The sequence below is a fragment of the Methylomonas sp. HW2-6 genome, from assembly GCF_052474525.1.
Window position 1 is genome coordinate 4,234,134 of sequence record NZ_CP184124.1, and the last position, 26,010, is coordinate 4,260,143.

General features: G+C 56.1%; 30 protein-coding genes. 14 read left to right on the top strand and 16 right to left on the bottom strand.

All coding sequences use genetic code 11. The annotated features are described in order from the left end of the window. Positions 1–48 precede the first annotated feature (48 nt). A complete protein-coding gene (locus tag ACH518_RS20250) occupies positions 49–1,710 on the top strand; it encodes a putative transporter (RefSeq protein ID WP_445371404.1) in 1,662 nt (553 codons plus the stop codon). Between the two features lie 18 nt (positions 1,711–1,728). Continuing rightward, a complete protein-coding gene (locus tag ACH518_RS20255) occupies positions 1,729–2,349 on the top strand; it encodes an alpha-ketoglutarate-dependent dioxygenase AlkB family protein (RefSeq protein WP_445371405.1) in 621 nt (206 codons plus the stop codon). Here ACH518_RS20255 and ACH518_RS20260 read toward each other — a convergent pair. From ACH518_RS20260 to ACH518_RS20275, 4 genes are all read right to left on the bottom strand, one after another. Further along, complete coding sequence (locus tag ACH518_RS20260) at positions 2,312–4,063, bottom strand: LTA synthase family protein (RefSeq protein WP_445371406.1); 1,752 nt, start codon at positions 4,061–4,063, stop codon at positions 2,312–2,314. The genes ACH518_RS20255 and ACH518_RS20260 overlap by 38 nt on opposite strands. Positions 4,064–4,069: 6 nt before the next feature. After that, positions 4,070–4,600: a hypothetical protein gene (locus ACH518_RS20265; RefSeq protein WP_445371407.1), complete on the bottom strand. Its 531-nt coding sequence runs from the start codon at positions 4,598–4,600 to the stop codon at positions 4,070–4,072. Positions 4,601–4,693: 93 nt separating this feature from the next. Further along, positions 4,694–5,095 (bottom strand): hypothetical protein, encoded by a 402-nt coding sequence (locus tag ACH518_RS20270; protein ID WP_140911775.1) that lies wholly within the window; start codon positions 5,093–5,095, stop codon positions 4,694–4,696. Positions 5,096–5,123: 28 nt separating this feature from the next. Next, positions 5,124–5,582 (bottom strand): DUF302 domain-containing protein, encoded by a 459-nt coding sequence (locus tag ACH518_RS20275; RefSeq protein WP_445371408.1) that lies wholly within the window; start codon positions 5,580–5,582, stop codon positions 5,124–5,126. 17 nt (positions 5,583–5,599) lie between these two features. On the opposite strand from ACH518_RS20275, the gene mobA reads away from it, so the two are divergent. Next, complete coding sequence (mobA, locus tag ACH518_RS20280; RefSeq protein ID WP_445371409.1) at positions 5,600–6,190, top strand: molybdenum cofactor guanylyltransferase MobA; 591 nt, start codon at positions 5,600–5,602, stop codon at positions 6,188–6,190. 121 nt (positions 6,191–6,311) lie between these two features. After that, entirely contained in the window at positions 6,312–7,262 is a 951-nt protein-coding gene (locus ACH518_RS20285) for a hypothetical protein (protein WP_445371410.1), read from the top strand. A gap of 58 nt (positions 7,263–7,320) precedes the next feature. Here the strand turns inward: ACH518_RS20285 and ACH518_RS20290 are convergent, their stop codons facing one another. From ACH518_RS20290 to ACH518_RS20300, 3 genes are all read right to left on the bottom strand, one after another. Next, positions 7,321–7,470, bottom strand: a complete 150-nt coding sequence (locus tag ACH518_RS20290; protein WP_445371411.1) for a hypothetical protein — start codon at positions 7,468–7,470, stop codon at positions 7,321–7,323. A gap of 211 nt (positions 7,471–7,681) precedes the next feature. Continuing rightward, positions 7,682–8,350, bottom strand: a complete 669-nt coding sequence (locus ACH518_RS20295; protein WP_445371412.1) for a hypothetical protein — start codon at positions 8,348–8,350, stop codon at positions 7,682–7,684. A 17-nt stretch (positions 8,351–8,367) separates the two neighbouring features. Further along, positions 8,368–9,048 carry a hypothetical protein gene (locus ACH518_RS20300; protein WP_445371413.1) on the bottom strand — a complete coding sequence of 227 codons (681 nt, stop codon included), beginning with the start codon at positions 9,046–9,048 and terminating at the stop codon, positions 8,368–8,370. A gap of 261 nt (positions 9,049–9,309) precedes the next feature. On the opposite strand from ACH518_RS20300, the gene ACH518_RS20305 reads away from it, so the two are divergent. Together ACH518_RS20305 and ACH518_RS20310 are read left to right on the top strand one after the other, a co-directional pair. Beyond that, the gene (locus ACH518_RS20305) at positions 9,310–10,422 is read left to right on the top strand and encodes an NADH:flavin oxidoreductase/NADH oxidase (protein ID WP_445371414.1); all 1,113 of its coding nucleotides are present in this window, start codon (positions 9,310–9,312) and stop codon (positions 10,420–10,422) included. A 257-nt stretch (positions 10,423–10,679) separates the two neighbouring features. Next, complete coding sequence (locus tag ACH518_RS20310) at positions 10,680–11,441, top strand: diguanylate cyclase domain-containing protein (RefSeq protein ID WP_445371415.1); 762 nt, start codon at positions 10,680–10,682, stop codon at positions 11,439–11,441. 25 nt (positions 11,442–11,466) lie between these two features. On the opposite strand, the gene ACH518_RS20315 is transcribed toward ACH518_RS20310, so the two are convergent. Together ACH518_RS20315 and htpX are read right to left on the bottom strand one after the other, a co-directional pair. Beyond that, complete coding sequence (locus tag ACH518_RS20315; RefSeq protein WP_445371416.1) at positions 11,467–11,694, bottom strand: DUF2835 domain-containing protein; 228 nt, start codon at positions 11,692–11,694, stop codon at positions 11,467–11,469. A gap of 47 nt (positions 11,695–11,741) precedes the next feature. After that, positions 11,742–12,617 carry a protease HtpX gene (gene htpX / locus ACH518_RS20320; protein WP_186289519.1) on the bottom strand — a complete coding sequence of 292 codons (876 nt, stop codon included), beginning with the start codon at positions 12,615–12,617 and terminating at the stop codon, positions 11,742–11,744. A gap of 113 nt (positions 12,618–12,730) precedes the next feature. Here htpX and ACH518_RS20325 point away from each other — a divergent pair, with 113 nt between their 5' ends. Together ACH518_RS20325 and ACH518_RS20330 are read left to right on the top strand one after the other, a co-directional pair. Then, positions 12,731–13,840 carry a PQQ-dependent sugar dehydrogenase gene (locus tag ACH518_RS20325; protein WP_445371417.1) on the top strand — a complete coding sequence of 370 codons (1,110 nt, stop codon included), beginning with the start codon at positions 12,731–12,733 and terminating at the stop codon, positions 13,838–13,840. After that, complete coding sequence (locus ACH518_RS20330; RefSeq protein ID WP_445371418.1) at positions 13,837–14,457, top strand: NUDIX domain-containing protein; 621 nt, start codon at positions 13,837–13,839, stop codon at positions 14,455–14,457. The genes ACH518_RS20325 and ACH518_RS20330 overlap by 4 nt, the downstream gene beginning before the upstream one ends. Positions 14,458–14,475: 18 nt before the next feature. On the opposite strand, the gene ACH518_RS20335 is transcribed toward ACH518_RS20330, so the two are convergent. Beyond that, positions 14,476–15,795, bottom strand: coding sequence for a hypothetical protein (locus ACH518_RS20335; protein ID WP_445371419.1), 1,320 nt, complete (start codon positions 15,793–15,795; stop codon positions 14,476–14,478). A gap of 196 nt (positions 15,796–15,991) precedes the next feature. Here ACH518_RS20335 and ACH518_RS20340 point away from each other — a divergent pair, with 196 nt between their 5' ends. The 5 genes from ACH518_RS20340 to ACH518_RS20360 all read left to right on the top strand — a co-directional run bounded on the left by ACH518_RS20340 (position 15,992) and on the right by ACH518_RS20360 (position 20,452). Continuing rightward, a complete protein-coding gene (locus ACH518_RS20340) occupies positions 15,992–16,498 on the top strand; it encodes a ProQ/FinO family protein (protein WP_260839245.1) in 507 nt (168 codons plus the stop codon). 18 nt (positions 16,499–16,516) lie between these two features. Then, positions 16,517–17,842, top strand: coding sequence for an MFS transporter (locus ACH518_RS20345; RefSeq protein WP_445371420.1), 1,326 nt, complete (start codon positions 16,517–16,519; stop codon positions 17,840–17,842). Then, positions 17,826–18,425, top strand: coding sequence for a DUF2799 domain-containing protein (locus ACH518_RS20350; RefSeq protein ID WP_445371421.1), 600 nt, complete (start codon positions 17,826–17,828; stop codon positions 18,423–18,425). The genes ACH518_RS20345 and ACH518_RS20350 overlap by 17 nt, the downstream gene beginning before the upstream one ends. Before the next feature lie 273 nt (positions 18,426–18,698). Further along, complete coding sequence (locus ACH518_RS20355; protein WP_445371422.1) at positions 18,699–18,980, top strand: hypothetical protein; 282 nt, start codon at positions 18,699–18,701, stop codon at positions 18,978–18,980. A gap of 68 nt (positions 18,981–19,048) precedes the next feature. Next, the gene (locus tag ACH518_RS20360; RefSeq protein WP_445371423.1) at positions 19,049–20,452 is read left to right on the top strand and encodes a hypothetical protein; all 1,404 of its coding nucleotides are present in this window, start codon (positions 19,049–19,051) and stop codon (positions 20,450–20,452) included. Positions 20,453–20,518: 66 nt separating this feature from the next. On the opposite strand, the gene ACH518_RS20365 is transcribed toward ACH518_RS20360, so the two are convergent. Beyond that, a complete protein-coding gene (locus ACH518_RS20365; RefSeq protein ID WP_445371424.1) occupies positions 20,519–20,959 on the bottom strand; it encodes a group II intron maturase-specific domain-containing protein in 441 nt (146 codons plus the stop codon). Between ACH518_RS20365 and ACH518_RS20370 the strand changes: the two genes are divergently transcribed. Then, entirely contained in the window at positions 20,937–21,215 is a 279-nt protein-coding gene (locus ACH518_RS20370; protein ID WP_445371425.1) for a DUF2442 domain-containing protein, read from the top strand. The two genes, ACH518_RS20365 and ACH518_RS20370, sit on opposite strands and share 23 nt — an antisense overlap. Positions 21,216–21,385: 170 nt before the next feature. On the opposite strand, the gene ACH518_RS20375 is transcribed toward ACH518_RS20370, so the two are convergent. The 5 genes from ACH518_RS20375 to ACH518_RS20395 form a co-directional block, all read right to left on the bottom strand. Then, positions 21,386–22,135: a YdcF family protein gene (locus tag ACH518_RS20375; RefSeq protein WP_445371426.1), complete on the bottom strand. Its 750-nt coding sequence runs from the start codon at positions 22,133–22,135 to the stop codon at positions 21,386–21,388. 63 nt (positions 22,136–22,198) lie between these two features. Further along, on the bottom strand, positions 22,199–23,212 hold the full coding sequence (locus ACH518_RS20380) for a tryptophan--tRNA ligase (RefSeq protein ID WP_445371427.1): 1,014 nt from the start codon (positions 23,210–23,212) through the stop codon (positions 22,199–22,201). 105 nt (positions 23,213–23,317) lie between these two features. Then, positions 23,318–24,586, bottom strand: coding sequence for a (Fe-S)-binding protein (locus ACH518_RS20385; RefSeq protein ID WP_445371428.1), 1,269 nt, complete (start codon positions 24,584–24,586; stop codon positions 23,318–23,320). Between the two features lies 1 nt (position 24,587). Continuing rightward, positions 24,588–25,037, bottom strand: a complete 450-nt coding sequence (locus ACH518_RS20390; protein ID WP_445371429.1) for a hypothetical protein — start codon at positions 25,035–25,037, stop codon at positions 24,588–24,590. A 3-nt stretch (positions 25,038–25,040) separates the two neighbouring features. After that, entirely contained in the window at positions 25,041–26,003 is a 963-nt protein-coding gene (locus ACH518_RS20395; protein WP_445371430.1) for a Rossmann-like domain-containing protein, read from the bottom strand. Positions 26,004–26,010: the final 7 nt, after the last annotated feature.

Genomic DNA, 26,010 nt, shown 5'->3' on the forward strand with positions numbered 1-26,010 from the left:
AGTAAGCAAACCTAAAATCCCGTAAATCCCATCCCTAAGGAATAGGCCATGTCCTGGTTGCTATCGCTTTTCAATCAAGATTCCGTACCCCACACGCTACTCATCATCAGTCTGGTAGTCGCCAGCGGCCTGGTGCTGGGCCGCTTGTCGCTGGCCGGCATCCAGCTCGGCATCGCCGGCGTGTTGTTCTCCGGCCTGATCTTCGGCCATTTTCATCTCAGCATTAATCCGGAAGTCATGCACTTCCTGCGCGAGTTCGGCTTGGTATTGTTCGTTTACGCCATCGGCTTGCAGGTCGGTCCCAGCTTCGTCAGCGCTTTCTTTCGTTACGGCCTGCGCTTGAACGGGCTGGCCGCCGCCGTGGTTTTGCTGGGAGCGTTGATAGCGGTACTGATCAGCATCGTCGGCGACATTCCGATGCCGGTCGCGGTGGGCCTGTTTTCCGGGGCGACGACCAACACGCCATCGCTGGCTGCGGCTCAGCAAGTGTTGGACACTTTACCCAATATCGGCCCGGAGACCCTGAAAATGCCGGGCTTGGGTTACGCCGTGGCCTATCCGTTCGGCATAGCCGGAATCATTCTGGCGATGTTGTTGAACAAGCGCCTGTTCAAGATCGATATCGCCCACGAAGCCAAGCTGTTCGACGACAACCAGCAGCAGCAAGCGCACGTGCCGATCTGGAAGGATTTGAAAGTCGAGAACCCCAACCTGAACGGCCTGATGCTGAGTCAGATTCCGTTTTTCGAAGGCATGAACGTGGTCATGACCCGAATTCTGCATAACGGCCAAGTCGACGTCGCCGGCCAGGACAGCCGCCTGGCTCTGGGCGACACGATTCGACTGGTCGGCGAGCGCGAACCGCTGGAACAATTGAAAATCCTGATCGGCCCGGAATCGGATATCGATCTGAAACAAATTGCCACCAATCTGCACAGCAAACGTTTGGTGGTCACCAACAAGGCGGCGATCAATGAAACCATCGGCAACCTCTGCCTGCTTTACGGCGTCACGATCTCGCGGATTCACCGGCCGGACGTCGAATTTTCGCCGACCAGCCACGTGCATGTGCAATTCGGTGACGAGTTGCACGTGGTCGGCAGTCAGGATGCGCTGACCTGCATCGAAAAAGCGCTGGGCAATTCGCTGGAGGAACTGGACCATCCGCAAATCATGCCGATCTTTATCGGCATCTCGCTGGGGGTGTTGTTGGGCAGCTTTCCGCTATATCTGCCCGGCATCCCGTCCGCGGTCAAATTGGGCATGGCCGGCGGGCCTTTGCTGGTGGCGATCATGCTCAGCCGGATAGGCAATTGGGGCGCGATGACCTGGCATCTGCCGAAAAGCTCCAACATCATCTTGAAGGATATTGGCATCGTGCTGTTTTTGGCCTGCGTCGGGCTGCATTCCGGCGACCAATTCGTCGAAACCCTGGTCAAGGGCGACGGTTTTTACTGGATGGCCTGCGCCGCACTGATTACCTTGCTGCCGCTATTGGCCGTTGCTGCGGTTGGCCGCATCTTCTATAAATTGAATTTCCTGTCGCTGTGCGGTCTGTTGGCCGGCAGCATGACCGATCCGCCGGCGCTGGCCTTCGCCAACAATCTGAGTCCGTCGGCGGCGGTGTCGATGGCTTATGCGACGGTGTATCCGCTGGTGATGATTTTGCGCATCATAGCCGCGCAATTGATTATTTTACTGGTCAACTAAGCCTGATTCGGCGGGTGCATGGTTAGCGACAGCGCCGCCGCAATGCCGGCCAACACCGAAAATCTGGCGCCGTGCGACGGCGAACTGTATTTGCTGCACGGGTTTTACCCGAGCAATACCGCCGACCGTTATTTTCAAGACCTGCTGCACGGCCTGGCATGGCAAACCGAGCAAATCCAAATCTTCGGCCGCTTGCTGACAGTGCCGCGGCTGATGGCTTGGTACGGCGATCCGGACGCCCATTACCGCTATTCCGGCGTCGACCACGCTCCGCTGCCTTGGAGCGGAGCTTTATTGGCGATAAAAGCCGACCTGGAATCGGTTTGCCGGAATCGCTTCAATAGCGTGCTGGCCAATTTATACCGCGACGGCCGCGATTCGATGGGCTGCCACGCCGATAACGAGCCGGAACTGGGCGCCAATCCGTTGATCGCATCGCTCAGCCTCGGCGACAGCCGTCTGTTCCGCCTGCGTCACAACCGCAGCAAACAGCGGCTGGATATCGAATTGGCCCACGGCGATTTGCTGGTGATGGCCGGCGCGCTGCAACACCATTGGCGCCACGAACTGCCGAAAACCCGGCAAATCAAACAAGCACGGATCAATTTGACGTTTCGGCGGATTTTGCCAGCCAACTGAGCCGGGCGATGCGCAAGGCATTGATCTTGTCGACCAGCATGCGGCTCAACGCCGGCTCCGCCGCTGCGTTACCAAGTCGGGTAGTATCGCCGTCCAGTTTCACCAGATAGTCGCCGTCGTCGCTGAATACGCTGACCTTATCGCGATTGTCGCCGCGGCGGTGGGCGATAAAGCGCGGCGGCGCGGCATGCTCGCCCCACAACACGCCTTGCCAAGCACTACTGCATTGGCTGCCTTCGACCATGCCTTGCAAGGTATTGAACACATCGCTCTGTTGAAATTGCCGGTCCTCGTCTGCGTGCCCGCTAGCGGACACCACCAGCAGCGGCACTTTGGCCGAGGCTTTGTAATGGCCGAAGTGCGCGGCTTCTTCCTGCTTCAATGGCGTCATCGAATGGTGGTCGCCGACGATAAGCAGTATGCCGTTGCGAAAAAATCCGGCGTCCTGCAATTGCCGGTAAAAATGGCCCAATTGTTTGTCGGCATAACGAAACGCGGCCTCTTCCGATTTTTGTTTGGTTTCCGGATCGAGATAAGGATGATGGGTGCTGACGGTTTTGATGAACAACAACAGCGGTTGTGGTCCAGCCTTGGCGATTCTATCCAGCGCCCGCAGGTAAAGAGCTTCGTCCGGCGCGGCGCGAAAATGAAACCGTTCCCAACCCGCATAATCGGGATGGTCGTGGCCCTCGACGTAATCGAAGCCGATGCTGTTGGCCCAGACTCCGGTATTGCCGAATTCGAGATCGGCGCTGGTCAGAAATTCGCTGCGGTAGCCGCGCGCTTTTAGCCGATGCGGCAACGATTGTTCGACAGCGTAAAACCCGGCAAAAGACGCGCTACCGCCGTCGGAATAGCTGGACGGCGAATAGATCGGCGGCAAGCCGGTCAGCAAAGCGATTTCGCCGTCTTCGGTGATGAACCCGTTTGCATAGAAGTTACGAAACGCCAGATGGTTTGCCGCAATCGCATCGAGTTGCGGCGTCCAATCGCGAATCCCGGAAAAGTAACGGCTTTGGTAGGCGGACAGCGATTCCACCATCAGTATCACGATGTTTTTGGTTTGCGCCGGCTCGGCGTGGCAAGTTTGCGCTTCGTCGTAGCGAAAGCCGCGGATAAACTCGGCGCTGTAAGGCTCAGCCTCGGAACGTATGGTCAGGTTGTAATCGAAAACGTTTTTATAAATCCAGGCGTGGGCGTAAACGTCGTTATCGGTGAAACCGGAAATTAACGGCAGCCCGGCGATAGCAAACAACGGCAGTTTGCGGTTGCGTTCGGCGGGAAGGCGGTACGGTACCGAGACCAACGCGGCAATCGCAGCCAACAGTATCAGCAAGATTCCCCATAAGGCCCAATCCGGTAATCCGTAAATTTGCTGAATGTACTTATGCGAATAGCCGGCGTATTTGATCGCATCGCCGAGTGCCAGATGGGTGTCGAAATTGGCGATGACCAAATAATCGATCCAGTAAATCGCAAACAGGACTAATGCCAGCAGGCGCAACAGTGCCGAAACCACACGCCAAATACCTGGCCAACACGACAGGTACAGCAGCAACAGCAATACCGCATAGACCACCGCGTCGTTAGCCAACACCCGGGCCCATCCCAGGAAACGGGTGCCGGTGTATTCGTAGATAAAATGATCGACGAACAGGCCTTTCAGTAGCAACGGCGCCAATAGGAAGGCAAATACACCCAAGCGCGTGACCATGCCGGGCTATACCGCGTGCTTGGGTTTTAACAGATAAAAAATATCGACTTCGATGAAACCGAACGCGACAATCCATAACAACGCATCGTAGCCGTCCAACCAGGCGCCGCGCGCCAACCAGATCCCGGCCATCGCCAGCAGACCGGCAAAAGTCACAATCGTCGCCAGCCAAAACAGCCGCTCTCGGCGACGCACATACTCCGGCCAACGGACTTCGGTTTCCAAGATCGCAATCAATCCAAACCAAAGTGCGGAGTTGGCGATATCCAGCCATTCGTTGTCGCGCCAATAACTACCGAAAACCAAACCGATCACCGCGATCAAACCGCTGCGTAAACGGCGCATGGCTGTTTCCCCCAGCGGCAACTCGACCTTATTGGCTTCCAGTTCGTAAATCACCAGTAACACCAGCCAGACCAAGGCGTCGGTAAAACTGGTCAACGTATCAGTAAAACCGTAGATGACGGCATTCAGCGCCAGCAATGCCAGAATCGCCAATTTGAATTTAGGATATTGGATCGCGGAGGTATTGAACATGATCGACAGGCCCGACATGCCGAAAAAGGCAAGAAAAAATTTGCAAATCAAAAGGGCTTTAGCGACGCTAAAGCCCTGGAGTGACGGAGCCGTTTATTTGACGAAACAGGCTTTCTCGGCTTCGGCTTCGGCTTCCTTCAAGCGGGTGCGTAAATCCTTGGATTGCTTAGGGTCGCGGAACGCGGCGCCGGCTTCTCCGGCGGTTTTCTGCATCTGGCTGAAGGTTCTGGCCGCTTCGTATTCGGCAAAACTCAATTTCTCAGCGATCTTGTCGATCTTGCAGCCGCAGGCGTACTGGCTGATGTAGGTCAAGCCGCCGTGTTTGGCGACGCATTCCAAAACGTAATCGACTCGGTCGCGAGTCGGGTAATCGTTGACCATTGGCGCAGGCTCGGCCGCGGCAGCTTCGGCATCCGGTTTTGCGCTCTGTTCGGTGACGGCGCAACCGCTAAGCAAAACCAAAGCGCTGAGCATCGGGATCAAAAAGTTTTTCATGGTGCTGGCTGTTTATAGTAGTTAAAAGTTACTGTTCGGCGGCAAAATCGACAATTTGCTTCAATTGCGGGTTCATTTCGCCGGCAAATTTGTTCAGTGCCGGATTGTCGGTATCTTCCGGCAGCAAATGGGTACGCACGATGGTTTTACCCTGGAACTGATAGGTGACGACATTACAGGGCATGTAAGCGATGGCGTGCGGCGTGATGTCCAGTACCGTTTTCGCCAAGGTCAAATTGCAAAATTGTAGCGTGTCGTATTCGGGAAAATTCTCCGCACCGCGTTCTCGAATCACCTTGCCGACCCGGCTATGGCCGGTGATCCGAAAGTTGTGCTCGGCAATCGCCACCTGCAATTCGGCCAGAACCTCGTCGTAAGGTTTGTTGGTCTCGACCTGGTAATACGTCACCGTCTCGGTGTGCAGTGCGGGACCGGCGCAGCTTGCAATCAGCGGCAAGCTTGCGAAAATGACGGCTCTGTTAAACATCGGCAAAGCTTACCATCATGAACGGGCAAAACAAAGTGAGCGGCGTGGTGCTGGCCGGCGGTTTGGCGCGACGGATGCAGCAGCAAGACAAGGGACTGATTTTGTTCGACAACCGGCCCTTGGTCAGCTATGCGCTGGCGGCGTTAGCGCCGCTTACCGACACGTTGGTGATCAGCGCCAACCGTAACCAGGAGCTATACCGCGGCTTCGGCTACCCGGTGATCAGCGACGCCAGCGCCAACTTCGACGGCCCGTTGGCCGGTATTCTCGCCACATTGCAAACCGCACCGGCGGGCATATTACTGACCGCACCGTGCGATTCGCCTTTCGTCCGCACCGAACATTTGCAAAAGCTGCTGCGGGCCTTACACGGCAGTAGCGCCGACATTGCGGTAGCTTTCGACGGCGAGCGTTTACATCCGGTGTTCGCGGCCATTCAGACCCATTTACGCGACGATTTACAGGAGTACTTACTGCGCGGCGAGCGTAGATTGCAGACTTGGTTTCGGCAACACCCGCTGATGGAAGTCGATTTCAGCGCTACACCCGAGATTTTTGCCAACATCAACACCCCGGTCGAATTGCAAGCCCTGCAATCGCGCGGCTAACTCGACCATCACCAATTTCAGGGGAAGCGCCGCGCGGATTACCCCACATACAGTGCAGTATGTCTTTTCCGGCCGCTTGTGCTAACGTTGAATTATTTAACGGCCATTGCCTGGAATTGAAATGAAGCCCAAACAGATCCGTAAATTCATGCCCGCCCTGCTATTACCGGTTTTCATCGTTCAATTCCAACCCGCCATCGCGGCAAACACGGCGGCGGCTCAGGACCAGCTGCGCATCCACACAGGGCTTCCGCGCCGGGCCAGCGACTCTTTGTTCTCCTATACCGTGGAGTGGCGTATCGACGACGGCGAAACCTACCGGTCCACCGGTTTAAGTTTTTTGAACTCGTCAAAATTGGACCACGACAAACCTGAGGCTTATATAGCCAAAAAGCTGTGGACCGCAATGAAGGACGGCATGGTCCAACTCGACCCTAACTGGCGCGGGGTCACCGTGGCCCAACCCAAGGAACAGCCAGAACTGGTGATTACCAACAAAGCCGGATATTCGGTAACCAACGTCACGATTCGCGACTATTCCAATCAAGCACTTAAGTACGACTTGTCCGATAAAAGTTTCAACAGCGCGGGTGTGCAGGTGGCGATTGATTTGGTGTATACCGCCGACGTGGAATATTTGGACGACTTCACCGCCAAAAAATCGCATTCGGCTTCTCAGGGTGAAATCTCAATTGCCATCGACGGTCAAACTCCGATCCGAATCAAAACCGACGGTAAAACCAGCAAAGAACTGGAACAAGAAATTGCCGGCAAACTCAGTGTCGCGCAATTGGCGCAAACTCCGCTGTATCCGGGCATGGTCAGTACCGATACCCGTAACAACAAACCTTTCGACGGTAGCGAACTTCAGCTACTCAACCTGCCGGCAAAATCCATCTCTATCGATATCAGCGACCCGGCTTTAGGGGTGTTGACCAAATTTAAATTCAAAGATGACAACCGTTCTCTGCAGGTAGCCGAGCCGAGATTCATGCTGTCAGCGTTAGCTCTCGCCACCGCGCTGGCTTTGTTTTACTTTTGGCGCAACAGCCAACGGAAACCGTCTAAATAGCAACCCTCGATCCGGCGATAAAGCGTTCGCACATTACTCACCCGCCGGCAACACCATGCTAGGCGGACGGCTTGCCGGATTTTCGCCAAAACCAGACACCTAAGCCAACCACACCGGCGACCAGCAACAACATCAAAATCGGGTGTTGGTAAAACGTGTCGAAAAATGCTCCTGTGGTTTGCGATGTTGCGCGGTAATACGGTCCCATAAGTTTCTCCCCTGCAATCGGTTATTTTTATAGCACGGCAAAGCCTTGCTAACTGAAGAAATTACCGCGCAAAACAGGCTTGTCCAATGCCAAACCTAAATTGCCTGCGTTCCATCCCCTGTACTGAAAATTACAAGGGCAGCGACGTGATTCTGCAGACAACAAAAAACCAGGCCTGTAACCCAGGGCCTGGTTTTTTAGGGGACTGAAATTAGCGGCCGGGTCGACGCCGGATGCCGAGTCCGCCCAACAGTACGCTACCCATCAACACGAATGCCGCAGGCACGGGCACCGGAGTAGTGGTCGCCAACACCCGGAATTGTCCGTCCCAAGCCGCCGGGCCGGAAAAGTTCAGGCGAAAACTATTGACGCTGGAAAACACGGCAGGGTTGCTGAATGCGTCGAACCCGAGCCAAAAATTGCCTGGACCGCTGAAACTTTGCACACCGCTAGTCGAAGTTCCGTTCGCGACCATTTCAACTTTTACGCCCAAATCAATGCTCAATATCTCCAACAAAATCGCGTTGCCATAAGCCTTAAAGTTGATCGGATCGAAATTCCAAATAATAGACGCCGTGCCGGCCGAAGTACCACCGTTGACGATTTTCAATACATTCCCGCCGGAAACGATTTCTTCCTTATTGGCATACGTCGTACCGCTGGCTACCGCAATAAAGGTACGCGAGGCATTGGTCAAATCGGTACCGGTCAATTGATTGACGGTAGTCGGACTACCGACCGAATTGCCTCGGTCAATCGCCGTCTGAGCGTGGCTAAAATTATCGATCGTCAAAACGCTGGCATCAGCATAAGGCGTGATAAACAGGGTGCAGAGCAGCGACAACGCCGACAAACTGGATTTCATGGCTTTTATAAACATGGGGAATAGTCCTGACGTTAAACGGAAATGGATTCGCGCTTCATAGCTTGAAGAGCAACACTTTTTTTCGGCGATCTGAAGCTGGTCGCCAGCAATCCGATCGCCAACAGAGCGACTACCGGCGGCTCGGGTACCGTGTTGTTAGAAGTTGCTAACAGCTTGAATTGCGCATCCCAAGCGTCTCTTCCTTGAAATTTGAGTTCTAAGCTATTCAAATTGGAAAACACGCCTGGATCGGAAAACTGGGTAAAGGCGATGACATGCTGGCCCAGCCCCAAATCGGTAAAGCCGAAAATCGAGCTGCCATTGGCAATCAACTGCACTTGGTGGCTCAAATCCATAAATTCGGTAGCAAACGTAAATGCACCCGCCAATGAGGCCAGATCGATCGTGTCGAAGCTATAGAAAACGCTGGCAATACCACCGCTCGGACCGTTGCTGACGGTCAGCAAACCCGCTTCAACCACCACCTCGGAGGTATCGCCATTCGAAAACGGGGTCGCGGTCAGCGTGCGGGTAATACCATTCAAGTCGGAACCGACGATGGCCACCGGACCGTCGCTACCGTTATCGACTGCTTGAAAATCGGAAAAGTCGTCGATTAATGTCGCGGAGACAGCATGTTCCGCAAACAAGGTTAGGGATAGGGCGATTAAGACTAAGCGTAATCCAGGCAAATATTTGTCCACTTTTTTCATCCTTCTTTGCATCAGTAATATAACGTTGGATAGTACGGAACGAATTCCTTAACCCTATACAAAGCACGCCTTGTGCCAATATCTATAAAATTTTTAGAATCAATTATTTGACTCCGTTCACAATCAATTTTTTCAATATGCCGGAATGACAGCACTGGCAGCGGAATGACAGGTGTGGCAGTACTGCCAGGCAATATTGCCAATCCCTCCGCCAGCCCATAGACTCACGCCTCACCGACCAAGACTTTCCCGACGTAAGCCATGAGCCAACTATTCACAGCGTTTTGTTTAGGCCCGATTACCTTACCCAACCGGATTGTGATCGCCCCCATGTGCCAATATTCGGCCGTCGACGGCATAGCCTCCGATTGGCACCAAATCCATCTCGGCAATCTGGCACTGTCCGGCGCCGGGCTGCTGATCATCGAAGCCACTGCAGTCGAAGCCCGCGGCCGCATCTCGCCGGCCGACCTCGGCCTTTGGTCCGACGCCTGCGCGGCGGCCTTGGGTAAAATCCTGGATTCGATTCGGCACTATTCGCCGATGCCGATTGCGATTCAAATCGCCCACGCCGGCCGCAAAGCCTCCACCGCGCCACCATGGGACGGCGGCCATCCGTTGGGCGCAAACGACGGCGGCTGGCAGCCGGTCGCCCCGTCTCCGCTGGCTTTCATGCCCGAGGATATGCCACCTCAAGAACTGAGCCAGCTCGACATGGTGCAAATCGAACAGGCTTTCGTATCGGCGGCACAACGGGCGCAACAGATCGGCGTCGACGCGATCGAAATCCACGCCGCACACGGCTATCTGTTACACCAGTTTTTGTCGCCGCTGGCCAACCTGAGGGATGACGAATTTGGCGGTTCGCTGGAAAACCGGATGCGCTTTCCGCTGGCGATATTTGCGGCGATGCGTAGCGCGGTTTCCGAGCGAATACCGATCGGAGTCAGGATTTCCGCCACCGATTGGGTGGCCGGCGGCTGGGATGTCGAGCAAAGCATCGTGTTTGCCAACCAATTGAAAGCGCGCGGTTGCGCCTTCATTCACGTCTCCAGCGGCGGCCTGTCGCCGCAACAGAAAATCCCGTTAGGCCCCAACTACCAAGTGCCGTTGGCAGAAGCGATTCGTGCCGGCTGCGGGTTGCCGACGATTGCAGTGGGTTTGATTACCGAAGCAGAAGCGGCAGAAGCCATAATTGCCGAAGGCCGGGCCGACTTGGTCGCGATCGCTCGCGGCATTCTGTACGATCCGCGCTGGCCCTGGCATGCCGCGGCGAAACTCGGCGCACAGGTTGACGCGCCACGGCAATATTGGCGCTGCCAACCAAGAGAATTGAAAGAACTGTTCGGCGACATCCGGTTTCGCCAACGCTAACTTACCCGTCAAGGCCAAGCGCTAGACCGCGTTAAAAATACGAAATATCGTGCGCTTGGCGATATTTCGTCTCCGTTGCGCCGATCCTAGGGTTGCCTGAGCAGCGCTCCCGCCACGCCTTACAATAAAAACAATTTCATTTCAATGAATTGCAGCATCTTGATTCGATTAAATCCGCAATGGCACGGCTCTTGATCGATACGGTAAAAAGTCGCCGGAAAACGGCTAATGCAATCCCTTTACCGACAGAGCTGACCATGAAAAACGAACCCAATCTTTTTTTGAACCCGATTCCAGCATTTTCCTGTTCCGACAATATTGCGGCCTCGCAATGGCTGAAGCCAACCTCGTGCGGCACAGCTCCCGGCAAATGCGAACCGCTGAACCAAAACTTCGCAGAAATCGCCGAATTGCAGAAAGCCCTGGCCTTGAGCCAACGCCAACTGGCCGACGCGAAACGGCAAATCGAAGCGTTGAATGCCGACCGAGCCGAACTCAGCCAACAATTGCAAGAAGCCGGTGAACATTACCACCAGGCCTTACATGCGGCCCATCACGACGCACTGACCGGCCTGGCAAACCGGACATTGCTGCAAGACAGGCTGCAGCAAGCGATGGCTCGGACAAACCGTCAACAATCGCAACTCGCGTTGCTGTTCATCGATCTGGACGATTTCAAAGCTGTCAACGACACCTTAGGCCACGCGGCCGGCGACCGTCTGTTGACCGAGGTCGCCAACCGTCTGCAAACCTGCATTCGCAATTGCGATACCGCTTGCCGTTACGGCGGGGATGAGTTTTTGGTGTTGCTGACCGACATCGAAAATTCGGAACAGTTAAACGCGGTAATCGACAAAGTCTACGAAAACCTGATCGCGCCCTACGCCTCGGCCATTGGCTACCTGACGCTGGATGTCAGCATCGGCACGGCGATTTACCGCCGCGGCAAACAATCCTGGGACGAGTTGATCAGACAGGCCGACCAAGCCATGTACCGGGCGAAGGCCGCCAAGGTTTGAGTCCGGCTGCGGAATCGAGGCCGGGCTAGTCCAGCCGGCGCAGCGCGACGAATTTGTTAGCCGGCCCCAGTTCCATTTCGAAATAGCCCTGAATGCCGTTTTTGGTGAGATAACGTTGAATATTGCCGGCCGGAAACTGAATGCGCCGGCCGTCATCGGCTAGAACGCTGATGGTTTTGGCGTGACCTTGATAAACAGCCAGAAACCGGTCGTAACTCAGATTGAGTCTAAAGCGGATGAATTGGTTGACCATACACAAGGCCGGCCCGGAAGCGACGACCGGACCGGCCCTTAAATCGCTTAACGCGCGTTTTGCAATGCGGCGATCCGCTCTTCCAAAGGCGGGTGGCTCATGAACAAGCGTTGCACGCCGCCGCCGTTAATACCGAATGCCGCCAACTCGCCGGGCAATTGCGCGGGTTCGTGCGCACGCTGCAAAGCGCGCAAGGCACTGATCATTTTCTGCCGGCCGGCCAATTGAGCACCACCAGCATCGGCGCGGAATTCGCGGTAACGCGAGAACCACATCACCAGCATCGAAGCCAAAATCGACAACGCAATTTGCGCGACCATTTGGGTGATGTAGTACGCCGGGCCGTAACCACGTTCGGTTTTGAACACCGCCCGGTCGACCACATAACCGATGATGGTGGCGAAGAAATAGACGAAGGTGTTGACTACGCCCTGCATCAAGGCCATGGTCACCATATCGCCGTTGGCGACGTGGCTGATCTCGTGGCCGACCACCGCTTCGACTTCGTCGGCATTCATGCTCCTGAGCAAACCGGTACTGACCGCGACCAAAGCGTTGTCGCGATTGGCTCCGGTCGCGAAGGCGTTGGCTTCCGGCGCGTCGAAAATACCGACTTCCGGCATGCCGATACCCGCCATTTGCGCTTGGCGCGCTACCACGCTGACCAACCACTGTTCGGTCTGGTTTTGCGGCTGCTCGATCACATGCACGCCCATCGCGCTTTTTGCCGACCATTTCGACATGAACAGCGAAATGACCGAACCGGTCATACCGAACACGGCGGAAGTCGCCAGCAAACCTTCGATATTCAGATTTACGCCTTGAGCGTCCAGCGCGCCTTTCAAGCCTAAAACGTTAAAAATGATGCTGATCGCAATCATGATGGCCACGTTGGTAGCCAAAAACAGCAATATTCTCATCATGGCGTAACTTTCCTGTGTTGTTATGGTGTGGTGGCGATTTGGGGCGCCAAAAGATTAAATTCAAGGTTATAGAGTGATAACATCATTCAAAGTTTACTCAGAGGCAGATAAAAATGAAAAGAATAAAGTCCCTGCTATTGCTCATGGTTACCAGCTTGCCGACTCTGGCCGCCAGCCCGGAACACGAGGCGGTGTTAAAACAATTGCACTTGCCGCCGGGGTTCAATATCCGGATTTTCGCCGACAATCTGCCCAACGCCCGGCAAATGGCATTGGGCGACAAGGGCGTGGTCTACGTCGGTTCCCGCCAAGGCAACGTCTATGCCGTGCAAGACAAGGACGGCGACGGCGTAGCCGACCAGCGCTTCGTCATCGCCGAACAGCTCAACCTGCCGAACGGCGTCGCTTACAAAGACGGCTCGCTGTACGTGGCCGAAATCCAACGCATCATCCGCTTCGACGAAATCGGTATGCGGCTGGCCAATCCGCCGAAACCGGTGACCGTATACGACCAATTTCCGTCCGACCGCCACCACGGCTGGAAATATTTGCGCGTCGGCCCCGATAACAAACTGTACACCGCGGTCGGTGCGCCTTGTAACGTCTGCGATCCGGAGCAACCGATCTACGGTTCCTTGTTGCGGATGAACCGCGACGGCAGCGGTCTGGAAATATTGGCGCGCGGTATCCGCAATACGGTCGGTTTTGATTGGGAAACCCGGACCGGCCATTTGTTTTTCAACGACAACGGTCGCGATCACCTGGGCGACGACCTGCCGCCGGACGAGCTGAACGAATGGACCCCGACCAACCAACACTTCGGTTTTCCCTACTGCCATGGCGGCAATGTTGCCGACCCGGAATTCGGCGCCGGCAAACAATGCTACAAATTTGCGGCGCCGGCCTGGCGCTACAAGGCTCACATCGCGCCGCTGGGCATGCGCTTCTATACCGGCAAGCAATTCCCCGACGTCTATTTCCGGCAACTGATCGTGGCGCAACACGGCTCGTGGAACCGCAGCCAACCACAGGGCTACCAAGTCGACATCGTCAAATTCCGCGAGGGCCAGCCCTACAACGAACAGCCCTTCATCAGCGGCTGGCTGACGCCGAAGGGCGAGGTATTAGGCCGGCCCAACGACGTGCTGCAACTGCCGGACGGCAGCTTGCTGATCAGCGACGACAGCCTGGGCGTGATTTACCGGGTGACCTACGGCCGATGAGCGACAAACGTTTCGAAATACTGGATTGCCGCACCGTCTACCACGGCTTTTTCCGGCTCGAGCAATATACGCTGCGGCACACGCTGTTCAACGGCGGCTGGAGCCAGCCGCTGACGCGGGAATTGTTCCGCCGCGGCAATTGCGTGGCGGTGCTGCTGTACGACCCCGACCGCGACGAAGTCGTCATCATCGAGCAGTTCCGGGTCGGCGCGATCTTGCAGCCGCAACGGGCCTGGCTGTTGGAGATCGTGGCCGGTGCCATAGAAGAAGGCGAAACCGCCGAAGAAGTCGCTTACCGCGAAGCGCGGGAAGAAGCCGGCTGCGAAATTCTGGAATTGATCGAGATTCAACAATTTTTCACAACGCCGGGCGGCGCCTCCGAATGGATCACGCTGTATTGCGGCCGGGTCGACAGCAGTCATGTCGGCGGCATTCACGGCCTGGACGAGGAAGACGAGGACATCCGGGTCAGCGCTATCAAATTCGACGAAGTGTTCGCGATGCTGGAACGCCGCGAAATCGAATCCGGCATTCCGATCATCGCCATCCAGTGGCTGTATATCCACCGCGACCGACTGCGGGCGCGCTGGCTAACCACCGCTGGGCAGCCGGCGTAATTTGCCGGCGGCGGCCGGTTAACGCGTCTTTAACGAACCGCTGCGCCCTAACCAGGGATTGGCTTTTTCCTGCAACCACGCTTGGGCGAACGCATCGTTTTTAACGATCATGTCCAAAAACGCGGTTGTGGTGCCGATGACGGCGGCAACGTGTTTATAGCCCTGCTCCCGCCGGACTTCTTCACTGCGGGAACTGCCGAACCAGGAACTGCTAGCGCCCGGCGGGCCGCCCGCGCCACCGCGACGGCGACCGCCTCCAATCGGAGGCTCGCCAGCCATCGCCGCGTCACTGCGCCGGTCCGCCGCTGCGAAACGGCCGCCCGGTTCCGACCCCGCCAGTAGCTTATGCCCACCATCCTGCAACAGTAATAAGTATTTGCCGCCGGCCGGCGCGTATTCCCACAAAGCGGTTCTGACCGGCGCCGAGCTGATCGCATACGGATCGTTGTCTTCGCTACCGGTAACACTCAACATCGGCAAGGATAACTTTTGAAACCGGCCGCGCACTTGGCCTTCGGCCAAATCCACCGACGGACTGAACACGATGGCCGCAAGCGGTTGTAAATCGCCGCGGTCAGGCATATCCGCGGCGAACGCCTCGCCCAAAGCCGCCGAAACCGTCTGCCCGCCCAAATCGTAACCGGCCAAAACCACTTTGGAAAAATCCGCCGCGGCAAATACCGGCACGTGCATCTCGGCCCGGAGTTTCAGTTGCCGATAAGCCCAATACAAATGCCCGAGCCGGCTCTTCAAACGCTCCGGCGCAAAATATTGATGGCCGACGTAATGCAATTCGCTGCTGCGCGCGGAACGCGATTGCCGCGGCCGTTTTTCGCCGAACCAGGAGTCGCCGCCGGGTTCCCGCGCCGGCGGACTTTCTGCGTCCAGTTCCTCGACCGGGCCGAAGGCATCCTCATCCGGCAGGTCGAACTTACGCTCGGCTTCCAATTGTTTCAAAGCCTGGGCGATTTCCACCGGCTGTAAGCTGAATACCGCATAACCGGCCTTGGCCCAATTTTCCCGCCACAGCTTACCGGCCCTTGCGTCTTCACCGATACTGGGCAGATAAATCACCAGCGGATAACGGCCCGGTATTTTCGGTGCAAGCATTTCCACATCCAGCTCGACGCCGTCGTGCACCCACAAATCGTGCATCGAATCCAGCTCGAAACTGCCAGCCGGTTGGTAGGCGCCGGAGCGGAGCATTTGGTCCAGTTTTGCCGTTTGGTCTTCCATATCCGGCAGCGACGGGCGGGACGAACAGGCACCGAGCATGGTCAGGAGTGCAGTTGCCAAAACCAGGCGAAATCCTGGAGAAAACTTCGAAAAAACGGACATCGGTGTGAAACTCCGGCGCGGGTAACATAAAAAGATCCAAGTCATAGTCTCAAGTATGCCCAAAATAAAGTAAATCGCCGTCTGCCGAATGTAAAAATAAATTAAGCCGCAAACCGCTGCCATTCAGCCGGATCAATGCCGAAATAAACCGCATGAAATGCGCGGCAAATTTCACCGCCGCCCGCATCGTTGTACAATGCGCGTTTTTCAGTACATTATCGGTTTGCGTATGGGCTTCGAACAATTAGCATCGCTGCGGGATCAACTGGCGCAACAGGCCGCCGCCGAAAAAGCGAAAAAGCAAGAGCAGAAAAAGCAGCACCAAGCGCCGAGCGCGGACGTCGACCCGGTCGTGCAAACCATCGGCCAGTTGCAAAAACGTTTTCCGGCTATTTTCCCGAAAAGCCCCAATCCGAAAGTGCCGCTCAAAATCGGCATCCACAACGACTTGGTCGAACAGTCCGAACAACTCGGCATCGCCAAGGAAGCCTTGTTAGAAGCGATCAAAACCTGGTGTACCGGCAACCGCTATTGGGCCTGCATGGTCGAAGGCGCGATTCGGGTCGATCTGAACGGTAACGAAGCCGGCCGCGTCACCAAAGACAACGCCACCCAGGCGCAACGGCTGAAGTACCGGTCGCAGAAAAGAAAGCCGAAAAAAGCCGCAGCCAAACCCGCCCAGCCAGCTCCCGCCGCGGAATAAGGCCGACCAGGCGCAGGAATGGAATCTTTCGCCGCACTTCAGCCCGCCAACCCGACGCTGTCGCACCGGCAGCGCCTGCGTTACATTTTGAGCGGCTCCGCCGGCAATCTGGTCGAATATTTCGACTGGGCCATCTACGCCGCCTTCGCCCTGTACTTTGCCCCGCTGTTCTTTCCGGAAGGCGACCAAACCGCGCAATTGCTGAATAACGCCGCAGTATTCGCCGTCGGTTTCGTGTTCCGCCCGCTGGGCGGCTGGCTGCTCGGCAGTCTGGCCGACCGCAAAGGCCGCAAGAGCGCGCTGCTGTTATCCGTGAGTCTGATGTGCCTGGGCTCGTTGATCATCGCCTGCGCGCCGGCTTACGCCGAAATCGGCAACTGGGCGCCGGCTCTGCTGCTGTTTGCCCGCATGCTGCAAGGCTTCAGTATCGGCGGCGAATACGGCAGCTCGGCCACCTACCTCAGCGAAATGGCCGGCGCCAAGCACCGCGGTTACTATTCCAGCTTTCAATACGTGACGATCGTGCTCGGCCAATTGTTGGCCCTGGGATTGTTGATGCTGCTGCAACGCTACCTGTTAAGCAGCGAACAACTGCACGCCTGGGGCTGGCGGATTCCGTTCGTCGTCGGCGGCACCCTGGCCGTGCTCGCACTCTGGCTGCGCGGCAACATGGCCGAAACTAGCGCCTTTGCCAATTCCCGCCAGCACCCCGGCCGCCGGACCGCATTGCGGGAACTGGCGCACCACCCGCGCGCGGTCTTCACCGTCGTCGCCCTGACGGCCGGCGGCACCGTGTCCTACTACACGTTTACCGTCTACATGCAAAAATTCCTGGTCAACACCAGCGGCTTCAGCAAAGACGACGCCACGCTGATCTGCAGCCTGGGCCTGCTGGGATTCATGGCGCTCCAACCGATCTTCGGCCTGATTTCCGATTACGTCGGCCGCCGCACGCTGCTGATCGGTTTCGGCATCGGCGCCAGCCTATGCACCACGCCGCTACTGTCGTTGCTGGCGCAGGCGCGCAGCGTCGAAACCGCATTGGCCTGGTACCTGTGCGCGTTACTGATTACCTCCGGCTACTCGTCGGTCAACGCCATCGTCAAAGCCGAATTGTTTCCGGTCCACATTCGCGCCCTGGGTGTCGGTTTTCCGTATGCGCTGACCGTAGCCCTATTCGGCGGCAGCGCCGAGTATCTGGCCTTATGGCTGAAAAGCCAGGGCCACCCGGATTGGTTCGGCTATTACGTCAGCGGCTGCGCCGCACTGGCATTGTGCGTTGCCGTAACCATGAAAGAGCCGCTGCGCGACTCGGCACTGGACCGCGATGAACCTGCCGCTTAAATTGATCCGCCGCCGATTCCGCCGCAGCGTTTACCTGGCGGCGGCTTTACTTGGTTTATTGTTTGATTCCGGTTGCGCCAGCCTGAGCCGGGAAGACTGCCTGCGCGGCGACTGGTTCGGCGTCGGCATGCGCGACGGTCTCGGCGGCGAGCCCGGCGCTCGGCTGGCCGACCACGCCGACGCCTGCCGCGAACACGGCATAGTCGTCGACCAAGCAGCTTATTTCGCCGGCCGCGACCAAGGGCTGCGCGATTATTGCCGGCTGGACAACGCATTTACCGAAGGCCTCAACGGCCGCGGCTACCAACACGTCTGCCCGCCGGCCATCGACGGCCAATTTGCCCGTTACAACGCCGCGGCCTATGCGGTGTACGAAGACCGCAACGAACTGGACCAGCTGCAAAGCGACTTGTCCGACAAGGAAAGCCGTTTGCGCGACAGCAAATTGACCGACAAAGAGCGCGACCGACTGCGCAGCGAACTGCGGGACCTGGACCGCCACTACGATCACCACCGCCAGGACCTGTACTTCCACGAACGGCAACTCGACGACATGCGCCGGGAGCTTTCCGGCTATCGTTGACGCCGTACGCTAGCGGGTTGCAACGCGGCGGGAATAATCGGGCCATTGGATTAACTATTTCGCTTGCCGGCAAGCCCCGTTGCGGTCAATCCTGCGAAGTGGTTGAATGGCGGCGAACTGGCTATTACCGAACATCGTTTCTAATCGACGAAGATATATAGATAGGAAAATCCGATGCTGACCAAGCCGTTGTCGTGGAAATAAACATAAGCTTGGTGATATACGGAAACCACTTAATAACTAGTTGGGCGCTTCCCAAGCGAAGGAGAACTTGTGTACCAATTTGATCGCGTCGCAGAACAAAAGATTAACGGCACTTTTGAAGTGCTTGCCATCAATGACGAGGACAACCAAGCCTATCTATTGAGGGACGTGATCATCAACGCGCCTGACATCACCTTGGAGGGGTTCCGTTTGAGCATAAGCTGCAACTCAGAAAAGTATGTCTATCGCGTTAGTTTCAATACAGCAAATGAAACGAAAGAGTTCGCAGACAGCGTGCTTCGGCTGCTCCTTGATGCGAGCAAAAAGAACTTTGCGGCCCCGTGCGCCTAACATGGCGCTCAAACGGAGCGCGGTTAGCATTACGTTATGGTTTCGTCAATATCAACCAAGGAGTGCAAATGTTTGTCACCGAAATAGTTTCATACGGAATTGATCAAAGTTTATTTGAAGAAAAATACGGTGATAGGCTTCTAGAGATTAAAAAATCGCTTGAAGGTCTGACGAAAGAAAATATCGGCGCATCAAAACCAAGGCATGGACCTCAAGGCGAAGATGGAGGAGTTACCATCTGGAAAATGAAGTATCTGTGGGAAGATCTAATTCAGGAAGAAGGTTGGATTGAATCTAGAAGTCACATAGAAAGCGGAGTGGGTCGTCGTTTTTATATGAGGATGCTTGGTTTCATAAATGGTCGAGTATCTTGTACGATCGCAACTCACAGAGATCATTTAAATAGGTGGCTCTATACATCTACTCCTATTGCTTATAAAAACGGGTTGGTTGATCTTCCTATAATGCTAATGCCTGTTAAGCAGCTGTATCAAGACTTTTTTGATAACAGAGGGATTGGAATAAGAGAAGAGTTCGAAAGAATTGTTAGCGAGCTTCAGGAGCTATCCCCTTTGTCTCACTCTCACCCATTTATCTTGCTAGGAATATCAAATCAAAAAAGTGATATTAGGTGGAGCGAGCTGCAGGCAGAGAGTAAATTGCATGGAGAAAAAGTAATTTTACGTAGGTCCATTGAGTTCCCTCCTGAATTCCGACAGGCGGGACTCGGTATACTTAATTACTTCGGTGAAGTGCTTAGAGAGAAATATCCAGAAGAAAACGCAAAGATCAAAATCGAACAAGACGGCTCAATCGTTAGAATGATTGTGGAAGCCGAGGATGGAAGCAGGGAAACTATTGAAAAAGCTCTGGAGGAATATGAATTAGTTGTTACCGGTAAAATGCCTCCAGAGACACTGTTTGACAGTAGAGCAAAAATACTTGAGTTGAAAAATGAACTTAGGATAGCCGAGAGCAGAATTGAAAGCCAAAGAGACATAATAGAGTACCAGCGCCAAGACATAGCTGATCTGAAGCAGTTGTTTTCTAGTTCTCTGACCGTCAAAAGCACCCCAACCCTTAATTTAACGGTGGCTCCAAATATCAACGTTTTGTCTAACCAATCCTCAGCTATAAGCGTTGTATGCGGTCTTGGAGAAGCACTTGAAGATATCCAATTTTTGCTTGAAGAGGCTAGTGCAGACTCTGATGTGTCCCTTCGATTAAATGACTTGTACGAATCGGTAGAAAATTTAGATAAAAGTGCTAATACCGAAGATGTTAAATCATCTTCTGGACTGCGGAAACTTAAGAAATTTATTTGTGATGCTAACGAGACTGGAACTAAAACGAATCAATTTCTAGAAAGTATAGTCGGCGGAATGGACACGCTTAAAAGCTTAGCTAAAAAATACAATTCGGTAGCGGAATGGTGTGGCGCACCACAGGTACCCAGGGTCTTTACAGAGTGAGCCCTAATCGGGTAAGAGCGAGTTTCTCTCTCACCCTCCCCACACCACCTAGCATGCGGGTCCGCACTAGGCGGTTGAAACAGGGTAATGAAAACGTACCCACTGGTCTTTGATCGATACCAAGCCCTGCGCTTTTAACCACTCGTTGTTCATCGCCATTTGCGTAATCGGCGTCCGCGACATGGCGTAAGGCCCTTTCGAGCTCACGCCGGTTTTAATCGGTTCTTTTAGGTTGGCGCCCAGACTGACCAGATGGCTAATCTTGGTGCGCGGCCACCGCCACTGTTTCCAGTAGCAGCAGCGCATGCGCCGCCGTAGCCACTCATCCAGTTCAGGGATTGGCCGGTAATATTCCGATAACGCAAAGTAGTTTCCTGGTTCCCACAGTCCCCCGTGGAAACTCATACTGCATTTAGGCTGGTATGCATTCCCATTTATGCCCTGCGCGTACTCAGAAGCGTGGGAACGAAAAATAGAGTATTCGATGGATAAGATCGTAAAAGCCATTCCTCTCGATAATTATCGGATTGAGATTCAGACAACTAGCGGTATTTCCGGCATTTTTGATGTCAAGCCCTACCTGGGAGGGAGTGCATTCAAAGAGCTTTTGAACGAATCATATTTTCGCTTGGTTCACCCGCGACATCATGGTATTGCCTGGCCGAATGAACAGGATTTCAGTGCGGATACCATTATCTACGACATCCAAAATGCCCAACAAAACGCACCAGCAGACTCCGCTACCGTTCTGCCGCCAAGCTAATCGCTAGCCGTTAAAGACTATCCTGGTTCCCACGGTCCCCCGTGGGAACCCATACCGTATTAACAGGCCGGTATGCATTCCCATGCAGAAGCGTGGGAACGAAAAAACAGGAAAAGCCGAGGCCGCTTTGAATCGCTATTCCCGCCCATCATTTCCGCCATGCCCTCCTATCAATACCGAATCCGATACCACACCATCCCGACCGCTTCATGCGCCAGCAGGAAAAGGTTGGCCCAGGCCGACGGCGACGGTAGCCAGTCCGCGAAACGCGGGTCGCCGTTGCGGCCGATGAAGGCGGTCGGCGCCGGCAAAACATTGAAGCCGGCTTGACGAAACGCCATCAACGCCCGCGGCATGTGGTAGGCCTGCGTTACCAGCACGATGTCGTTTATGCCGTATTGGCTCAGCAAGTCCCGGCTGAAGCGGGCGTTTTCGGCGGTGTTGCGGCTGTCCCGCTCCTGCCAGGCCACCGGGGTTTTGAATTCCCGGTCCAATATCGCCGCCATCAGGTCGGCTTCGGCCACATCGTCCGCCGCCAGCGCGCCGCCGCCGGAGACCAATACCGGCAAGCCCAGTTCCCAGGCCAGTTTGGCGGCATAGCGCAGACGCAGCAGATTGCGCGGATGTAAGGTGATTTGGCCGGGATATTCCGGCGTGTCGAATTGCAGGCCGCCGCCGATGACGACTAGTGCGCCGGGTTTGAAGGTTGCGGCAGCATTGGCCGGCAGCGGCGGCACCCGCTCCCACCACTGCGCCAAACGGTTGACGACGATGGGCAGACTCAGCAACCACAGCAAAACCAAACTCGTCAGCGCCATGCTCCGCCCCCATTTGCGTTTGCCGGCCAAGACCCCGACCAGCGCCAAAACCAGCAGTAAAACCGGCGGCAACAACAGCGACTGCAGCGCGTAAACCAGCATGGCGGCTATCCTCGCCTAGGCCGGTTGCGCCGGGTTAAACCGCAAACCGCCGGGCAAAGCTGCCTAGCCGGCCAAGCCGGAAATGCCGACCGCTGCGCGCAATTGCTGAATGAACGGCCGGCTGATGGCGCGGGCTTTTTCGGCGCCTTCCTGCAATTGCTGTTCGATATGTTCCGGCGCCGCGATCAAGGCTTCGTAACGCTCGCGGGCCGGGGCGATTTCGTCGTTGATTTTCTCGAACAATACCTGCTTCATCTCGCCCCAGCCGATGCCTTCGGCATAACGCTGGCGAATCGAGTCCACTTCGTGGTGGTTGGCAAAGGCCTGGTAAATACCGAACAGCGTGCAGCCTTCCGGATCTTTCGGTTCGCCCGGTTCCAGCGAGTTGGTTTTGATCTTGTTGATCAATTTGCGCAGTTTCTTTTCCGGCTCGAACAACGGAATCGTATTGTTGTAACTCTTGCTCATTTTGCGGCCGTCCAGGCCCAGCAAGGTCGCGGCGTTTTCTTCCAGCACCGCTTCCGGCAACGCGAAATGTTCGCCGTAGATATGGTTGAAGCGGGCGGCGATGTCGCGGGCCATTTCGATATGCTGGATTTGGTCCTTGCCGACCGGCACCTTGTTGGCATTGAACATCAAAATATCGGCGGCCATCAGAATCGGATAGCTGAACAGGCCCATCGTGATGCCCTTGTCCGGATCGGCGCCTTCGGCTTCCTCGTTCTCGGCCACGGCGGCTTTGTAAGCGTGAGCCCGGTTCATCAAGCCCTTGGCGGTGACGCAGGTCAGCATCCAGGTCAGTTCCAGAATTTCCGGCACGTCGGACTGGCGGTAAAACACCGCATTCGAGGTATCCAGCCCCAGCGCCAGCCAGGTGGCGGCGATTTCCAGGCTGGATTGCTTGACCCGGGCCGGCTCGTTGCATTTGATCAGCGCATGGTAATCGGCCAGGAAATAAAACGGCCGGACCTGTTCGTCTTTGCTGGCCTTGATCGCCGGCCGGATGGCCCCGGCGTAATTGCCCAAATGCGGCGTGCCGGTGGTGGTGATGCCGGTAAGAACGATGGATTTAGTCATGCTGCTGCCTGCGCTATCGAAATGAAAAAGTGGCGCGATTTTACACAAATCGCCGGGGATAGTCAGGCTCGACGCCTGCGGCCGGGCAGGCGCGGCCGCGGTTGCTCAGATCCGGTCGGCCAGCAGCCGAATCGGATGCATCAGTTTGCGGTCGGTTTCGCCGCGCTCGGCGTTCAGAAAAAACGCGCAGCCGAAATTGGTGCTGACGGCGATATCGGCGCCGCAACCGGCGATGGCCTGGCGCTTCAGCGTTTTCAACTGCCCGGCATTTTCCGGATGGCTCAACATGTAACTGCCGCCGGCACCGCAGCAGGTGTGGTTGTCCGGCAAGGCTTCGATATTCACGCCGGGGATTTTCGCCAACAAGGCATAAACCGCCTTGGCGTTTTTCAAGACGTTACGCTGGCTGCACGGTTCGTGCACCGCGATATTCAGGTTGGATGCCGCCGGCTGCAGCTGGTCCGGCCAATGTTCCAGCAAAAACTCGTTGATGTCGCGCAAACTGCGGCTGAACCAGCCGGAGGTTTCGCTATCTGCACCTTGGTATTCGGTTAGCATCGCCCCGCAACCGCTGGCCAGATACACCACCGCCTCGACTTCAAGCTCGTAAAACGCGGCGATATTGTTTTCTACCAACGTTTCGGCGGAACGGCCGTTATGCTGGTGGATCGCGCCGCAGCAGCCCTGGCCTTCCGGCACCACCACCTCGTAGCCGACCGCATTCAATAATTTGATCGCCGCCCGCAGCGTGGCGCGGTCGAAATGTTCGGCCAGACAACCGGTAAACAAGGCGACGCGGCCGCGTTGGCGGGCGCGTTTACTCACAGGAAAAACTCCGGCTAAACCGCCGAGCGCCGGCTCGCAGACTAGGCGCTCGGCGGCCGCCAGATTCAGTTTTTGCAACAGGCCGCTCGCCCGCAACGGCTTTTGCAGGCCCGAACGCAAATACAGGGTAAGCAACGGCAACAAACTGCGCCGCCAGTTTTTGTGTTCGATCAGACGCAGCGCCAATACGGCAAGCCAGGACGGCGGCTGCAATTGCGTCAGTTTGTGCCGCGCCAGGTCGAACAGTTCGCCGTATTTCATCCGGCTCGGACACACGGTCTCGCAGGCCCGGCATTGCAGGCAGTTATCCAGATGGGTACGTTCGTCGGCGCTGAGCGCTTCGTCGCGCAACACTTTTTCGATGCTGCGAATCCGCTGGCGCGGGGTTTCGGCGTCGGTTTGGGTCAAACGGTAGGTCGGGCAGCCGGTCACGCACATGCCGCAGCGCATGCAGTCCTGCGCCTCCGGAATATACGGGCCGGTGTTGGTCGAAAACGATGCGCCGCTATCCTCGCCGGAATCCAGGCCAAAATCCATGTAATCGAACACGCTAACCCTCCATCATCGTTTCGTAGGCGCGGCGCAGCAATTCCATCTCGGCCGGCGGCCGGCCGCGCAGTTCGGGTAAGGTGCGCATCCGGCAATCCAGGCTTTGCATCAACCGGTGCGGCGGATCGAGCAGTTTAAAGCGGGCGATGTAGACGGTGACGATGCCGCAGGGGGTGTCGACCGACTGCTTGTAGCCGGCTTCGGCCTGCAACAAATCGGCCTCGAAGCCCATCAGCTTATTGATAGCATTGACCAGCGTCGCCGGATGCACGGTCAAACCGGCCGCTTCGCCGCTGTCCTGGTCCAGCGCGGACGATAGCGCCGGCAACGGTTGCGGAAAACAGACGCTGCCGTTGGCTTGCTGGGCGAATAAAGTCAAAGCGCTGATGTCGCCCTTGTATAACAACAGCAATCGGTGCCGCTCGAAGTGTTCTGGTACAGCCAAGCTCATACGTTATCCGGCGGCATAGTTGTCCCATAACGATTTAAAACTGGTATCCAAGCGCGACAAACGACCGTTCAATTGGTCGAGCAGCGAATACTGCGGAAATCGGGCTTTGTTGCCGGCGTCGTACCATTGCTGCATCGCCGTGGTCAGTTGCGACTTTTCGGCAAAACAATCGGCGATTTGCTGCTTCAGCCAACTGATGCTGCGTTGCGGCGCCAGCTCGGCAATCCGGTAGCGCAAGCCGTTATGGAAAATCCTTACCCCGCCGCCCTGAGCCGCGGTGTGGTACAGCGCTTGCGGATCGACGACTTCGACGCCGGCCAGATAATCGATGCCGAACTCGTGCAATTGCGGCAACCAGGGCACGGTCGGCCCCATCAAAACCGTGGTGGCATGGGCGGCCAGTTCGGTCAGGCGCGGGAAGGTCTTGTTGGTGATGCTGCTGCCGGTCAAAAACACCCAGTCGGCCTGCGGCAGCAAGAACTCGCACGCCGAGTCCGGCAGATCGGACGCCGTCGGCTGCCGCTCCAGCACCGTCAGCAACATTTTGTCCTGGTAGCGTTCGATGCCGGGATAGCGGCCGATCACGACCACGTGCTTCCCCTGCAGCTGCGGCAGAAAATAATCGAACACCGCCAGATTGGCGTGTTCGCCGTGGCAATCCAGCGCCACCGATTCCGGCAGCGGCCGGGCGTTGATGCAACTGTTGATCGCCGCCATCGCCACGGTGGCCTTGAACGGGTCCCATTCGGTAATCCAGGCCGCCAAATCGGTAACCGGCTTGCCGACCAAGGTCCCCGACCAGGTCAAGGTGCGCGTGGCGAGGCCGGGGCTCATCGCCAGACCGGCCGTGGCCTTGCCCTGACTTTGGCATATGGTCCAGACCAGGCCGATCATCAAATTGTCCACCACAGCATCGCTGCTGCAATAGTCCAACAGCAATTCGTACAAGCGTTTGGGATTAGCCATAGCGCCT